Origin of the sequence: Pseudomonas sp. BN102 (assembly GCF_029871245.1) — a bacterium.
In the GTDB taxonomy this organism is placed as follows: Bacteria; Pseudomonadota; Gammaproteobacteria; order Pseudomonadales; family Pseudomonadaceae; genus Metapseudomonas.
Map to the genome: position 1 here is coordinate 115,440 of NZ_SSON01000017.1, position 14,806 is coordinate 130,245.

Annotated in this window: 14 protein-coding genes and 1 other RNA gene; 13 read left to right on the forward strand and 2 right to left on the reverse strand. The window is 63.8% G+C overall.

Annotation, left to right across the window (positions count from 1 at the left end):
- Positions 1-2 precede the first annotated feature (2 nt).
- Genes E8F12_RS01750 through E8F12_RS01765 form a run of 4 tightly spaced genes read left to right on the forward strand, consistent with a single transcriptional unit; the run spans position 3 to position 4,469 of the window.
- Positions 3-1,439 (forward strand): CpaF family protein, encoded by a 1,437-nt coding sequence (locus E8F12_RS01750; RefSeq protein ID WP_280323572.1) that lies wholly within the window; start codon positions 3-5, stop codon positions 1,437-1,439.
- Positions 1,436-2,422 (forward strand): type II secretion system F family protein, encoded by a 987-nt coding sequence (locus tag E8F12_RS01755; protein ID WP_280323573.1) that lies wholly within the window; start codon positions 1,436-1,438, stop codon positions 2,420-2,422. Before E8F12_RS01750 ends, E8F12_RS01755 begins: the two co-directional genes overlap by 4 nt.
- A gap of 30 nt (positions 2,423-2,452) precedes the next feature.
- Positions 2,453-3,421 (forward strand): type II secretion system F family protein, encoded by a 969-nt coding sequence (locus E8F12_RS01760; protein ID WP_280323574.1) that lies wholly within the window; start codon positions 2,453-2,455, stop codon positions 3,419-3,421.
- A 1-nt stretch (position 3,422) separates the two neighbouring features.
- Positions 3,423-4,469, forward strand: a complete 1,047-nt coding sequence (locus E8F12_RS01765; protein ID WP_280323575.1) for a tetratricopeptide repeat protein — start codon at positions 3,423-3,425, stop codon at positions 4,467-4,469.
- Between the two features lie 42 nt (positions 4,470-4,511).
- Here the strand turns inward: E8F12_RS01765 and E8F12_RS01770 are convergent, their stop codons facing one another.
- A complete protein-coding gene (locus E8F12_RS01770) occupies positions 4,512-4,811 on the reverse strand; it encodes an HU family DNA-binding protein (protein ID WP_280323621.1) in 300 nt (99 codons plus the stop codon).
- Between the two features lie 385 nt (positions 4,812-5,196).
- Between E8F12_RS01770 and ffs the strand changes: the two genes are divergently transcribed.
- The 3 genes from ffs to E8F12_RS01785 all read left to right on the forward strand — a co-directional run bounded on the left by ffs (position 5,197) and on the right by E8F12_RS01785 (position 6,962).
- Positions 5,197-5,293: signal recognition particle sRNA small type (ffs, locus tag E8F12_RS01775), an RNA gene on the forward strand.
- 515 nt (positions 5,294-5,808) lie between these two features.
- A complete protein-coding gene (locus E8F12_RS01780; protein WP_280323576.1) occupies positions 5,809-6,036 on the forward strand; it encodes a hypothetical protein in 228 nt (75 codons plus the stop codon).
- A gap of 290 nt (positions 6,037-6,326) precedes the next feature.
- A complete protein-coding gene (locus E8F12_RS01785; protein ID WP_280323577.1) occupies positions 6,327-6,962 on the forward strand; it encodes a 2OG-Fe(II) oxygenase family protein in 636 nt (211 codons plus the stop codon).
- Positions 6,963-7,010: 48 nt separating this feature from the next.
- Here the strand turns inward: E8F12_RS01785 and E8F12_RS01790 are convergent, their stop codons facing one another.
- On the reverse strand, positions 7,011-7,739 hold the full coding sequence (locus E8F12_RS01790; RefSeq protein ID WP_280323578.1) for a transporter substrate-binding domain-containing protein: 729 nt from the start codon (positions 7,737-7,739) through the stop codon (positions 7,011-7,013).
- 142 nt (positions 7,740-7,881) lie between these two features.
- On the opposite strand from E8F12_RS01790, the gene dnaX reads away from it, so the two are divergent.
- From dnaX to E8F12_RS01820, 6 genes are all read left to right on the forward strand, one after another.
- Positions 7,882-9,987, forward strand: coding sequence for a DNA polymerase III subunit gamma/tau (gene dnaX / locus E8F12_RS01795; protein WP_280323579.1), 2,106 nt, complete (start codon positions 7,882-7,884; stop codon positions 9,985-9,987).
- 11 nt (positions 9,988-9,998) lie between these two features.
- Complete coding sequence (locus E8F12_RS01800; protein ID WP_009619439.1) at positions 9,999-10,325, forward strand: YbaB/EbfC family nucleoid-associated protein; 327 nt, start codon at positions 9,999-10,001, stop codon at positions 10,323-10,325.
- A 132-nt stretch (positions 10,326-10,457) separates the two neighbouring features.
- Positions 10,458-11,057 carry a recombination mediator RecR gene (gene recR / locus E8F12_RS01805; protein WP_280323580.1) on the forward strand — a complete coding sequence of 200 codons (600 nt, stop codon included), beginning with the start codon at positions 10,458-10,460 and terminating at the stop codon, positions 11,055-11,057.
- Positions 11,058-11,205: 148 nt separating this feature from the next.
- On the forward strand, positions 11,206-12,354 hold the full coding sequence (locus E8F12_RS01810) for an acyl-CoA dehydrogenase family protein (RefSeq protein ID WP_280323581.1): 1,149 nt from the start codon (positions 11,206-11,208) through the stop codon (positions 12,352-12,354).
- A 98-nt stretch (positions 12,355-12,452) separates the two neighbouring features.
- Positions 12,453-12,986 (forward strand): PaaI family thioesterase, encoded by a 534-nt coding sequence (locus tag E8F12_RS01815; protein ID WP_280323582.1) that lies wholly within the window; start codon positions 12,453-12,455, stop codon positions 12,984-12,986.
- Between the two features lie 274 nt (positions 12,987-13,260).
- On the forward strand, positions 13,261-14,724 hold the full coding sequence (locus E8F12_RS01820; RefSeq protein ID WP_280323583.1) for a SulP family inorganic anion transporter: 1,464 nt from the start codon (positions 13,261-13,263) through the stop codon (positions 14,722-14,724).
- The last annotated feature ends 82 nt before the right edge of the window (positions 14,725-14,806 follow it).

Sequence of the window (14,806 nt, forward strand, 5' to 3'; positions counted from 1 at the left end):
TCATGCTCAGCGAGTTTCGCAACCGCCTGCGCCAGCACGCAGGCAAGAACGCCGCCTCCGGGGAAGAGCAAGCCAGCCCCACGGCTGAAGACAATCCGCTCATGGCCTGGGAAACCTGCGCGCCGGAGACGCCCTACGAAACCAGGACTCAGCTCAGCCCGGTTGAGGCCGAGTGGCGGGAGAAGACCTACCAGCAACTGCTCAAGATCATGGACCTGTCGCTGCTGGATTCCCTCGAGCCAACCGAGGCGGCGCGGCAGATCCGCGAGATCTGCCTGCGCCTGCTGGACGAGCACTCGGCGCCGGTCAGCAGCAATGCCCGGCAACTGATCATCAAGCAGATCACCGATGAGGTGCTCGGCCTGGGGCCGCTTGAGCCGCTGCTGGCCGACCACAGCGTGTCGGACATCCTGGTCAACGGCCACGCCTCGGTCTATGTCGAGCGTCATGGCAAGCTGCAGCGCACCGATGTGCGCTTTCGTGATGACCAGCATCTGCTGAACATCATCGACCGCATCGTTTCCAGCCTGGGGCGGCGCATCGACGAATCCTCGCCACTGGTGGATGCGCGCCTGAAGGATGGTTCGCGGGTCAATGCGATCATTCCGCCGCTGGCCATCGACGGGCCGAGCATGTCGATCCGCCGATTCGCGGTCGACCTGCTGAACACCGAGAGCCTGGTGCAGATGGGCACGCTGACCCCGGCCATCGCCCTGGTGCTCAAGGCCATCGTGCGTGGCCGGATGAACGTACTGGTGTCCGGCGGCACCGGCACCGGCAAGACCACCATGCTCAACGTGCTGTCCAGCTTCATCCCGCACAACGAGCGCATCGTCACCATCGAAGACTCGGCCGAGCTGCAGTTGCAGCAACCCCATGTGGTACGCCTTGAAACCCGGCCACCGAATATCGAGGGTCGCGGCGAGGTGAGCCAGCGCGAGCTGGTGCGCAACAGTCTGCGCATGCGCCCCGACCGCATCGTCATAGGCGAAGTACGCGGCGCTGAGGCGCTGGACATGTTGACCGCTATGAATACCGGGCATGACGGCTCTATTACCACCATCCATGCCAATACCCCACGGGATGCCCTGGGGCGGATCGAGAATATGGTGTCCATGACCGGCGCCACCTTCCCGATCAAGGCCATGCGCCAGCAGATCGCTTCGGCCATTGACGTGGTGATCCAGCTCGAGCGCCAGGAGGACGGCCGGCGGCGGCTGGTCAGCGTGCAGGAAATCAATGGCATGGAAGGCGAAATCATCACCATGACCGAGATCTTCGGCTTCGATCGCCGCGGCATAGGAGAGCATGGTGAGGTGATTGGAGACTTCCGCCCCACGGGCATGGTGCCGGCTTTCCGCGATGTCCTGGCCAAGCGCGGCATCGAGCTGCCCCTGAACCTGTTCCGCCCGGAATGGATGGAGGACCTGCAGTCATGAGCCAGATTCCCTCCGAGTTCATCCTGGCCTTCCTTGGCATGGTCTTCGTCGCGGTATTCCTGCTCAGCCAGGGGCTGGTGGTTCCGGTTTTCGGCGAGGCGAGCAAGGTACGCAAGCGCATCCGCGCGCGTCTCGATCTACTGGAACACAGTTCCAACCTGCCGAACATGCAATCGGTGCTAAGGCAGAAGTACCTGAAGCGCCTGTCGCCGCTGGAGGCGGCCCTGGAACAGTTGCCCTTCATGGAACGTCTGGCGCAGGTGATCGAACAGGGTGGGCATGAATACCGGGCCTACCGGGTGCTGTTGCTCGGTGCGGTGCTGGCGGTGGTGGCTGGGTTGGGACTCTGGTTGCTCCTGAAAATCTGGTGGGCGGCGCTGCTTCTGGCGCTGGTTGTGTTCTGGGTGCCAATCCTCAAGGTTTCCAGCGACCGGGCCAGGCGCTTTGCCGCCTTCGAGGAAGGCTTGCCGGATGCCCTGGACGCCATGTGCCGCGCCTTGCGTGCCGGACACCCTTTCAACGAGACCTTGCGCCTGGTGGCCGAGGAGCATAAGGGGCCCGTGGCCCACGAGTTTGGCCTGACATTCGCCGATATCAACTATGGCAATGACGTGCGCCGCGCGATGCTGGGCCTGCTGGAACGCATGCCGAGCATGACCGTGATGATGCTGGTGACCTCCATCCTGATCCACCGGGACACCGGCGGTAACCTGACCGAGGTGCTGGAGCGCCTGGCCAGCCTGATTCGCGGCCGCTTCCGTTTCCAGCGCAAGGTCAAGACCCTCTCTGCGGAGGGGCGAATGTCGGCCTGGGTGCTGGTCGCCATTCCTTTTGTGCTGTCGGCGGCGATCATGCTGACGTCACCGACCTACCTGCCCATGCTCATCAAAGAGCCCATTGGCCAGAAGCTGGTAATGGCCGCCTTCGTTGCCATGTTGTTGGGCATCCTCTGGATTCGCAGGATCATTCGAATCCAGGTTTGAGTTCCGCAAGCTGATTGGTGGGGGTGTGTCATGGACTATCTGCTTGGCTTGATCAACGGCGCAGTGGGCAATGAGCAAGCTGCGCGTCTGCTGTTCCTCGTCGCAATCGGCCTGAGTGCGGTGCTTGCCGCCGTAACGGTGGGGCTTCTGGTACTTGGCCTGCAGGACCCGGTACAGCGCCGCCTGACCCTGATCAAGCGCGGCCATGGCGACCTCGCCGTAGGCCAGCGTCCACCGAGCAATCTGCATCTGCTGCTGGAGCGGGTGGGGCAGCGAGTATCGTCCGGGGACGAAAACAAGGTTTCCGCCACCCGCACCTTGCTGATCCATGCCGGTTACCGTTCCGCCTCTGCAGTACAGATGTACTGGGCCATTCGCCTGTTGTTTCCGTTCCTGTTGCTGGGTGTGGCCCTGTTGCTGGTGCCGCTGCTGCCGAAGCTTTCTGTTTCCATCGTTTTGATGATCGCTGCAGGGGCCCTCGGTGTTGGCTGGCTGGCACCCGCGGTGTTCGTGGACAAGCGCAAGGAGGCCCGGATTAACCGCTTGCGAGCGGCGTTTCCGGACGCTCTGGACCTGATGGTAGTGTGCGTGGAGTCCGGCCTTGCCTTGCCTCAGGCCATCGAGAGGGTGGCTGACGAGATGGCCGTGAGCCAGGCCGAGCTGGCCGAGGAACTCGCCCTGGTCAACGTGGAGATCCGCGCGGGCATTCCCAGTACCAAGGCCCTGAATCACCTGGCCGACCGCACCGGTCTGGACGATGTGCAGGGGTTGGTAAGTCTGCTGTCGCAAAGCATCCGATTCGGTACCAGCGTCGCCGACACCTTGCGCATCTATGCCGAGGAGTTTCGCGACCGGCGTACCCAGGCCGCCGAAGAGCAGGCGGCGAAAATCGGCACCAAGCTGGTCTTCCCACTAATCTTCTGCCTGTGGCCCAGCTTCTTCCTGGTGGCCATCGGACCGGTGATCCTCGGGATCCTCAAAACCTTCGGGAAGCTTTGACATGAACAGAGTCAGTCTGCTGGTGGCCATGATGGCCGTGCTGTCCGGATGTCAGACAATGGGGCCGGATGCGCCGAGCGGCTTCCGCTCGGTGTACAGCGGCGACAATTCCGTGCTCTACCAGGTGCAGAAAGAGGTCAATTCACCCGACCAGGCCATGCTGATGGCGACCCGCTCCTACCAGGCGGGTGACATGGACCAGGCGTTGTTCCAGTACCTGCGCGCCATCGAGTTGGACCCGAAGCGCTATGAGGCTCTGGTCTGGGTGGGCCGTATCCACCGTGAGCGGGGTAATAGCCAGTTGGCCGAAATGGCTTTCGACGAGGTTCTGGGCAGCGACCCGAACAACCTGAATGCCCTGGGCGAAATGGGGCTGCTCAAGCTTGGCGTCCGCGAGTATCAGAAGTCCGAGGAGTTCCTGCTTCGGGCAGTGGGAGAAGACCAGCGCCGGCTTGGCGCCTCCCCGACGGTAAGCCTCGCCGACGCCGCGAAGCTCAAGGTGGATAGCAAGTCCCCGGTGCGGGTCTACAACGGCCTGGGGGTGCTGGCGGACCTGAAGGAGAATTTCGCGGTTTCCGAGACTTACTACCGCCTGGCCTTGCAGATCGAGCCTCGCTCGGGGCTGGTGCAGAACAGCCTGGGCTATTCCTACTACCTGGCGGGGCACTGGCCCGAGGCTGAACGCGCCTACAAGCAGGGCATCAGCTATGAGCCGAACTACAAGCCGCTCTGGAGGAACTACGGCCTGCTGCTGGCGCGAATGGGGCGTTACGAAGAGGCCATTTCGGCGTTCGAGCAGGTGGAGAAGCGTGCCGAGGCAAGCAACGATGTCGGCTATATCTGCCTGGTGGAAGGCAAGCTGGATGAAGCGGAGCAGTTCTTCCGCACTGCCATCGATCAGTCGCCGGCGCATTACGACAACGCCTGGGACAACCTCAACAGGGTGCAGCAGATTCGCCGAATGCGCGGACAGGGGAGCAAAACGACAGTGGGTGAGCCGGTAGCGGTGATCCCGGGGGTGGAGGTCAACCCGGTCGCCTTGCCCTGAGGCGGGACAAAAAGGGGCAGGCCATTGGCCTGCCCCTTTGCATTACTTGTTGACCGCGTCGGTCAGGGCCTTGGCCGGTACGAACTTGACCACCTTCTTCGCGGCGATCTCGATGGCCTTGCCGGTCTGCGGGTTGCGGCCGGTGCGGGCGGGGCGTTCGCCGACCTTCAGCTTGCCGATGCCCGGCAGGGTGATCTCATCACTGTTCTCCAGGGAGTCGCTGACGATCTCGCCGAGTTGATCCAGCATGGCGCGCACGGCGGCCTTGGTGGTGTCGGTGGCTTCTGCGATGTCAGAGATCAGCTGGTCTTTGGTGATTGCCATGGTGTAGCTCCATTCAATGGGTGTCTGGCTTTTGGCCTGGCCGGTCGCGCCGGCCCTTGGTGAGACAAGCGGCGGGCCTGGAAGTGCGGCGGAGGTTGCAACCGGGGATCGAATCGACAGGGACGTTAGCACGGAAGTGCGCGCCGTCTGGCCGGGCGGTGGAGCTTTTACGCTGAATTTACGAAGCCGGGCGGGCTGTTATTGCGGTGGCTGCGACAGGTTGCCGCCGCATCGGCGTATGTCGTCAAGGGCCGGGCCCCCGGGGCGGCGCCCAGCCTCGACCGCGCTTTCGTGGCTGATTCGCAAGTGCTTGTAAGGAAACCGGTTTTAGCGGTTGTAAGTTGGCGAGGAGCCGGTACAATGGCGCGGCTCGCCGATCTGGCGAGCTGCGTGATGGTGGCCCTGCCGGTCCCCCCGCAACGATCAGCCGTGAACCCGGTCAGGCCTGGAAGGGAGCAGCCGCAGCGGTGAAATCGTGTGCCGGGGTGTGGCTGGTGGGGTCACCTCCAATTTCTAAGTCTTTAATTCTAAAAGACTTTTCCCGCCAAAAAATCGAAGAGTGTGATAGCGCTTAGGTACACCGAAATGGTGCTCCGTGCGATGCATCGTACCTGTTCGCTCACTATCTTCGCTGTTCAGCCCAACTCCAGCTCCTTCCCCCCCTTTCTGGCCGATGACCATCCTCAAGCCACGTTGCTTGCATGCGCAGCAACCTGGAAGAGTCAGGGGAGGGCGATATATCCGGGCGTTATCTGCTGTTGTCGTCCTGGTGGTCCTTGGGGTGGTTCAGGTCGCCATTTTCAATGGATTCGGGTGCCTGGATGACGGTTGACGCCACTTCGTGACCTAGACTCATATATGGCCTCGCAGGGAGGGGGTAGTCGATATGAGGCAGTCGAGATCACGACTATTAACTGCTCTACTTCCTGTCTTGTGTTATGCAGCGAGCACAGCGGCATACGGTTTGGACTGCAGTCACACATTCGATCTCAAGCTGCGAACAAGCATGTGTGCCTTGGAGCTGGAGAAGGAGTGGAGGCCAAAATTAAAACCTGATGATGCGTGTGCAAAACTTATTGCTGAGGCTAGAAGATTCGTCACCCAATTTGAAAAGGGCGATATACGGATTAATGAAGTTTGTACAAAGGACCAGTTGATGGAGGCGGCCGATAATGCGGCGGCGACGATAGCCAAGGCGCGTGAAAGAGGGTGGGCCACCCTTGAGGAATATTTGAATTATTAGAACTACTACACAGGATAAACAGGTCTGCCCGTAGGGGCTGACGAAGTCGCCTGTGCGTTTACTTTTGCGGTATGTCGTTCACTCTTCGCTTGTCTTCCTCTGTAATTGGTTTCGACAGGCTCCCTGGGATGGACCTTCTTGTCGATTCTTTTTCCGGGTACCTGCGCGGTGCTCGGCAAAGTGCTGCTCGCTTTGGCGAGCCCGGCCAGGCGATGCTGGGTCCGGCCATGGCGGAGTGCATTGGTGCGCGGACTAAACTGGTAGGGACCTACTCCGTGCGGTGAACAGCCATGCCGCCCTCCAGTGCTGAAGTCGTCCGCCTGTTCCCGACCTTCGTCTGGCAAAGCCAGTTCGAACCTGCCTGCTACGAACCGCTCAATCGGGATCTGCTCGCCTATGTCGAGACGCTCATGGGGGCGGGGGGCGAAGCCTGTACGGGCGTCGCTTGGCAATCCGGGTACCAGTTGCATCGGAAACCGGAATTGGCGGCGCTGGTCACCCATATCGAGGTGGCTGTGAGCGAAGTGCTTGCGTTCATCAAGGTGGTCGATGCGCCGTTCCGCATCACTGGCTGCTGGGCCAATGCACTCGGACCCGGGGCGCCGCACCCGATGCACAGCCATCCCAACAATTTCCTGAGCGGCGTTTATTACGTGCAAACGCAGGAAGGGGCAGACAGGATCAACTTCCATGATCCGCGCCCCCAGGCAGCCGTGATTCGTCCGCCGGTCACCGCCTTGATGGCCTACAACACCGACCAGGTCGTGCTAACGGTCCGCGACGGCACTCTGCTCATATTCCCGGCGTGGCTGCCGCATTCGGTGCCCGCGAACACCAGTGATCGCCTGCGTGTCAGCGTAAGTTTTAACGTTATGTTCGTTGCGTACGACGCGACCATGAGCCCGCCACTATGGGGCGAGGACTGAAGACCCGAAGAGCAACCTCCAGTCCATTCCTCCTTCGGCGTCCGATGCTCAGCGGTATCGCGCCAGGATCTCGTCGATCTCCCCCGATTCCTTCATCTGCAACAGCGTCTGCAGAATGCGCTGTGCCGGCAGTGCCGGGTCATTGCGCACCAGGCAGCTCACGGGCTCTTCGTCCAGCGTGGCGACGCCGATCAGCTGGTCGCTGTCGGGCAGGTCGAGGTTGAACCAGGCCAGCGCCAATTCGTTGCTCAGTGCGTACTGGTAGCGTCCGGCCAGCAGCTTCTGTAGCACCAGCTCCTGGTTGCGGGCGTCGTCCCGTTGCACGGCACCGCGGTCGAACTGTTGCTGCAGGCGCGGGTACGTGTAGCCCAGCACAGTGCCGATGCTCTGTCCGGAGAGGGCGTCCGGGCCGGAGACCCCTTCACTTCCCTGGCGTGCCACTATCAGGTCGCGCTGGTGGATGAAGGGCACGCTCCAGAGGTATTCCTCGCTGTTGGCGATCCATCTCGGGCTGATATAGCAACGCACATCGATCTCACCTTGCTTCAGCGCCAGTTCCACGCGGTTGCGCGGCAGTACCTGGATCTCTGCCGGCATGTCGAGCCGTTGCGCCAGGCCCTGGATCAGGTCGTGGATGATGCCGCCGACCAGGCGGTTATCCTTGAATTCGGCCAGCGGCATGGCCCAGCTGTCCACCGCAGAGAAGCGCAGGGTGGCGGAGGCGGCCATGCCGACAGTGCTCCAACAGAGGAGCAGGGCGAGGACTACTGAGCGCATCGGGCTCCCTCGTCATGGGTGGCGGTGCTCCACAATGCCCGTTGCTGAGCGGATTGAACAGGGCGCAGTTCGCATCGGATGCAATTTGCGCATCGCTCCGCTAGCATTAGCTCCCTCTGCTTTCCCGACGCGATGGTTTTCAATGAGTTATCAGGTTCTTGCACGTAAATGGCGTCCGCGCTCGTTCCGCGAAATGGTCGGCCAGACTCATGTGCTGAAAGCCTTGATCAATGCACTGGACAACCAGCGCCTGCACCACGCCTATCTCTTTACCGGCACCCGGGGCGTGGGCAAGACCACCATCGCGCGCATCCTCGCCAAGTGCCTGAACTGCGAGATGGGTATCAGCTCCACGCCTTGCGGCCAGTGCTCGGTGTGCCGGGAGATCGATGAAGGCCGTTTCGTCGACCTGATCGAAGTGGACGCTGCCAGCCGCACCAAGGTGGAAGATACCCGCGAGCTGCTCGACAACGTGCAGTACGCCCCCAGCCGCGGCCGCTACAAGGTCTACCTAATTGACGAAGTGCACATGCTCTCCGCGCACTCGTTCAACGCCCTGCTCAAGACCCTCGAAGAGCCGCCGCCCCACGTCAAGTTCCTGCTGGCGACCACCGACCCGCAGAAACTGCCCGTCACCATCCTCTCGCGTTGCCTGCAGTTCTCCCTGAAGAACATGCCGCCGGAGCGCGTGGTGGAGCACCTGACCCATGTGCTCGGCGCCGAGAACGTGCCCTTCGAAGCCGACGCGCTCTGGCTGCTCGGTCGCGCCGCCGACGGCTCCATGCGCGACGCCTTGAGCCTCACCGACCAGGCCATCGCCTTCGGTGAGGGCAAGGTTCTGGCCGCCGATGTGCGCGCCATGCTCGGCACCCTCGACCATGGCCAGGTCTACGGTGTGCTCCATGCGCTGCTGCAGGGCGACGCCCGTGCGCTGCTGGAAGCCGTGCGCCACCTGGCCGAACAGGGCCCGGACTGGAATGGCGTGCTGTCCGAAATACTCAACGTGCTGCACCGCGTGGCCATCGCGCAGGTGCTGCCAGATGCCGTCGACAACGGCCAGGGCGACCGTGATCGCGTCCTGGCGCTGGCCCAGGCGCTGCCTGGCGAAGACGTGCAGTTCTACTACCAGATGGGCCTGATCGGCCGCCGCGACCTGCCCCTGGCGCCGGACCCGCGCAGTGGCTTCGAGATGGTCCTGCTGCGCATGCTGGCATTCCGCCCGGCGGATGCCGAAGGCGTGCCGAGGGTGGTGCTAAAGGACCCGGGGATCAGCCAGGCCACAGCTGATCCCCAGACCAACCCAGTGGCCGGAGCCGCCTCGTCGGCTCCGGTTGCCGTTGCCGCTCCGGCAGCCGCTCCCGTACAGGCGCCCGTACCGGCTGTTGCCCCGGCCCCCGTGGTGAGCCAGCCTCTCGCGGCTCCGGCTCCGGCTCCGGCTCCGGCTCCGGCTCCGGCTCCGGCTCCCGTGCCCGATGCGGTGCCGATGCCGACGGTCGAGCCCATTGCCGACCCTGTGCCCGAACCCGTGGTGGAGCAGGCCGCCTCCGTGGTCGCGGCAGCGGCCGAAGTGATCGACCTGCCCTGGGAAGAGCCTTCTGCTGCGGTAGTGGCGGCGCCGGTGGCCGAGCCTGAACCCGCGGCGGTTCCGGTCGTCGAGCCCGCGCCCGTTGCCCAGCCCGAGCCCCAGCCCCAACCGGCTGCAGCCGTGGCCCAGGACGATGCCGACGACGAGCCGCCGCCCGGCGACTATGACGACTATTTCGAGGCTGATGCCGGCAGCATCGCCTACCTGGACGACCTGGGGCCGGCGGAGGAGAAAACCGCCGAGCCTGAAGTCCTGCCCGCTGCGCAGCCGGCTACCGGCCTGGCCGCCGAGTGGCTGGACCTCTTCCCCCGTCTGGGGCTGTCGGGCATGACCGGCAACATCGGCGCAAACTGCACCCTGGTGGCGGTGGAGGGCGACGTCTGGCGCCTGCACCTGGACCCGGCGCAGAGTGCGCTGTTCAATGCCACCCAGCAGCGTCGCCTGAACGATGCACTGAATCAGTACCATGGGCGTAACCTGACCCTGGAAGTCGAGGTGCGCCGGCCCGAGCAGGAAACCCCGGCGCAGGCCGCCGCACGCAAGCGCGCCGCTCGTCAGCGGCAGGCCGAAGAGGCCATTGCCAGCGATCCGCTGGTGCTGAAAATGATCGAACAGTTCGGTGCCCAGGTGCGCGCCGACTCCATTGAACCCCTTGACCGCTGAGGACAATCACCATGATGAAAGGTGGCATGGCAGGCCTGATGAAACAGGCCCAACAGATGCAGGAAAAAATGCAGAAGATGCAGGAAGAGCTGGCCAATGCCGAAGTCACCGGCCAGTCCGGCGCCGGCCTGGTGAGCGTGGTGATGACCGGTCGTCATGACGTCAAGCGCGTCTCCCTGGACGACAGCCTGATGCAGGAAGACAAGGAAATCCTCGAGGACCTGATCGCCGCTGCGGTGAATGACGCCGTGCGCAAGATCGAGCAGAACAACCAGGAGAAGATGGCCGGCATGACCGCTGGCATGCAGCTGCCTCCTGGCTTCAAGATGCCCTTCTGATCCAGCCCCCTCTCCCGCTTGCGGGAGAGGGGTGGGGAGAGGGCGCATTCTGCCCTTTTCCCTGGCCCCTCACCCTTTGATGGGCGAGGGAAGATCGCGGCCATTGGCCGCTTTTTTCATTGCGAGATTTCCATGAGCTTCAGCCCGCTGATCCGCCAACTGATCGACGCCTTGCGCATCCTGCCCGGAGTGGGGCAGAAGACGGCGCAGCGCATGGCGTTGCAGATGCTGGAGCGTGACCGCAGCGGCGGCGTGCGCCTGGCTCAGGCGTTGACCGCGGCCATGGAAGGGGTAGGGCACTGCAAGCGCTGCCGGACCCTGAGCGAGGAAGAGCTCTGCCCGCAATGCGCTGACCCGCGCCGCGACGATTCGCTGCTCTGCGTGGTCGAAGGGCCGCTGGACGTGTTCGCCGTGGAGCAGACTGGCTATCGCGGCCGCTTCTTCGTACTCAAGGGACACTTGTCGCCGCTGGACGGTCTCGGCCCGGAGGCCATCGGCATCCCCGAGCTGATGGCGCGTATCGAGGCCGGGAGCTTCGCCGAGGTGATCCTGGCAACCAACCCCACGGTGGAAGGTGAAGCCACCGCCCACTACATCGCCCAGCTGCTGGCGCCCAAGGCCATCATCGTCTCCCGTATCGCCCACGGCGTGCCGCTCGGCGGCGAACTCGAGCTGGTCGACGGCGGCACCCTGGCCCATGCCCTGGCCGGCCGTCGGCCAATCGGGCTCTGACCGCTCGCGTATCCGGCGAATCCGCTGCGCACAGCGCTCCTGTCGCGAACCCTCGAGGCCGATCCGTCCTGATCGATGGCGTAACTCTCGCCTTGTAAACCAAGCAAGCGCTCGGTAAGTTCGTTCGATCTCACCAGGGAGCCTTGCCATGTCCACCTGCCAGGAATATTTCGACGAGTCCCACCAACTGGTCCGGGATTCGGTGCGCCGCTTCGTCGAGCGGGAAATCCTGCCCCATATCGCCGAATGGGAAGAGGCCGAGGAGTTTCCCCGCGAGCTGTACCTCAAGGCCGGCGCTGCCGGCATCCTCGGTATCGGCTACCCGGAGGCCCTGGGCGGCAGCCACGAAGGCGACCTTTTCGCCAAGGTCGCTGCCAGCGAAGAGCTGATGCGCAGCGGTTCCGGCGGCCTGGTGGCCGGGCTCGGCTCACTGGATATCGGCTTGCCGCCGGTGATCAAGTGGGCGCGCCCGGCATTGCGCGAGCGCATCGTGCCCCAGGTGCTGGCGGGCGAGAAGATCATGGCGCTGGCGGTCACCGAGCCTTCTGGCGGCTCTGACGTGGCCAGCCTCAAGACCCGCGCTGTGCGCGAGGGCGACTTCTACCGCGTCACCGGCAGCAAGACCTTCATCACCAGTGGTGTGCGCGCCGACTACTACAGCGTGGCGGTGCGCACCGGCGGCGAGGGCTTCGGCGGCGTCAGCCTGCTGCTGGTGGAGAAGGGTACCCCGGGTTTCACCGTCGGCCGCAAGCTGAAGAAGATGGGCTGGTGGGCCTCGGACACCGCCGAACTGTTCTTCGACGACTGCAAGGTGCCGGCGGAGAACCTGATCGGCATGGAGAACATGGGGTTCGCCTGCATCATGGCCAACTTCCAGAGCGAGCGCCTGGCCCTGGCCATCATGGCCAACATGACCGCCCAGCTTGCGCTGGAGGAATCGCTCAAGTGGGCCCGTGAGCGCGAGGCTTTCGGCAAGCCCATCGGCCGCTTCCAGGTGCTCAGGCACCGGCTGGCGGAAATGGCCACCCAGTTGGAGGTGTCCCGCGAGTTCACCTACCGTCAGGCGGCGAAGATGGCGGCAGGCAAGAGCGTGATCAAGGAAATCTCCATGGCGAAGAATTTCGCCACCGATATCGCCGACCGCCTGACCTACGACGCGGTGCAGATCCTCGGCGGCATGGGCTACATGCGCGAGAGCCTGGTAGAACGCCTCTATCGCGATAACCGCATCCTTTCCATTGGCGGCGGCACGCGGGAAATCATGAACGAGATCATCGCCAAGCAGATGGATCTCTGAGCAGGGCCGGGGCTCCCGAAAGGGAGTTCCGGTTTTGTTTGATGCATATATATTATGGTCGACATTCAAATCGACCGAGTAATCCTGGAGAAACCCCGATGAGCGATCTGTCCCGCGAAGAAAAGCTTCAAGTCTGGCTGGCGGCCGAGGCCGAGATCCGCGCCCGCCTGAAACCCGGCACCATGAGCATCGCGGAGGTGGCGACGCTCAGCCCCATGGAATTCTTCGACGGCATCGGCCGTGGCGAGGTGCCCGCGCCGCCCATCGGGGAGCTGATGGGCTTCGTGCCCATCGAATGGTCGAAGGAGCGCTTTATCTTCCAGGGCGTGCCGCAGATGCAGCACTACAACCCGATCGGCTCGGTGCATGGCGGCTATGCCGCGACCCTGCTGGACTCGGCCATGGGTTGCGCCGTCCATACCCACTTGCAGCAGGGACAGGGCTACACCACCACCGACCTGCGCATCAGCTATATCCGCGCCCTGACCACCAGCACCGGCCCGGTGCGCGCCGAAGGGCGAATCATCCACGTCGGCCGCTCCACCGCCCTGGCCGAAGGGCGCATCTACGATGTGGACGGCAAGCTCTATGCGACTGGGTCCACCACCTGCCTGATCCTGGGGGGCAGGTAAGCCTCGCGCGAATGGATTGGCTCTAATCGACGATGGAGCCCTGTAGGAGCGAGCTTGCTCGCGAAATGAGCCCTTTCGCCAGCAAGCTGGCTCCTACACGAATGCCGGCCCGGACAGAACCAAATTCGCTCGAGGGGGAAGCGACCCCAGGCCTCCCTGTGCACTGGAGAACGATGGGGTGTAGGCACTGGCGGTGGCTGGCCTGGCCGCTGCCGATTCCGTAACATTCGCCCCCCCGCCGGTTATCCCCTCTGCCCCGCGTATCAGGTAAACCATGAAACCAGCCCGTCTGCGTGCCGATGTCCTGGCCGGACTCACCACCTCGTTCGCCCTGGCACCAGAGTGCATCGCCTTCGCCCTGGTCGCCCACCTCAACCCGCTGATGGGGCTGTATGGCGCCTTCATCATCTGCACCCTGACGGCGCTGTTCGGCGGCCGGCCCGGTATGGTATCGGGCGCCGCAGGATCGATGGCCGTGGTGATAGTCGCCTTGGTGGTGCAGCAGGGTGTGCAGTACCTGCTCGCCACCGTGCTGCTGGGCGGGGGGATCATGCTCGCGTTCGGCCTGTTGCGCCTGGGCAAGCTGGTGCGCATGGTGCCGTACCCGGTGATGCTCGGCTTCGTCAACGGCCTGGCCATCGTCATCGCCCTGGCCCAGCTGGAGCACTTCAAGGCCGGCGAGACCTGGCTGAGCGGCACGTCGCTTTACCTGATGCTGGGCCTGGTGGCGCTGACCATGGGCATCGTCTACCTGATGCCACGCCTGACCCGTGCCGTGCCGCCGGCGCTGGTGGCGATACTGGGCGTCGGCGTGCTGGTCTACCTGCTCGGCGTTCCGACCCGCACCCTGGGCGACATGGCGCATATCGCCGGTGGCCTGCCCGGCTTGGCACTGCCGGAGGTGCCCTGGAACCTGGAGACCCTGCGCATCATCGCGCCTTACGCCGTGCTGATGGCCCTGGTCGGCCTACTGGAAACCCTACTGACGCTGAACCTCACCGATGAGATCACCGAAAGTCGCGGATTCCCGGACCGCGAGTGCGTCACCCTGGGCGCGGCCAACATGGTTTCCGGCCTGTTCGGCGGCATGGGCGGCTGCGCGATGATCGGGCAGACCATGATCAACCTCGGTTCCGGTGGTCGCGGCCGCCTCTCCGGCGTGGTCGCCGGGGTGATGATCCTGCTGTTCGTGCTGTTCCTTTCCCCCCTGATCGAGCGCATCCCCCTCGCGGCGCTGGTCGGGGTGATGTTCGTGGTGGCGCAGCAGACCTTCGCCTGGGCGTCGCTGCGGGTGCTCAACAAGGTGCCGTTGAACGACGTACTGGTGATCCTTGCGGTGACCGTCATCACGGTGTTCACCGATCTGGCCACCGCCGTGTTGTGCGGGATCGTCATCGCCGCGCTCAATTTTGCCTGGAACCAGGCCCGCGAGCTTTACGCCGACACCCACCTGGAAGCTGATGGCAGCAAGCTCTACGTCCTGCATGGCACGCTGTTCTTCGCCTCCACCACGCCATTCCTCAACCAGTTCGATCCGGCCAACGATCCGCCCAGGGTGACGCTCGACTGCCGTCATCTGATCTTCGTCGACTACTCGGCCATCGCTGTGCTGATGACTCTGCGCGAGCGCTACCTCAAGGCCGGCAAGCAGCTGCGCGTGATGCACCTGTCCGAGCGCTGCCGGCAACTGCTCAAGCGCGCCGGTGTGCAGCACGCCGAGGCCGGCGCACAGCCCTGAGCTGGCTGGGCTGGTCGCCGGCCTGCAGTCGCACTCAAAAAGAAGGGGGCACGCTTGTGGCGTGCCCCCTTTGCCGTTCGGC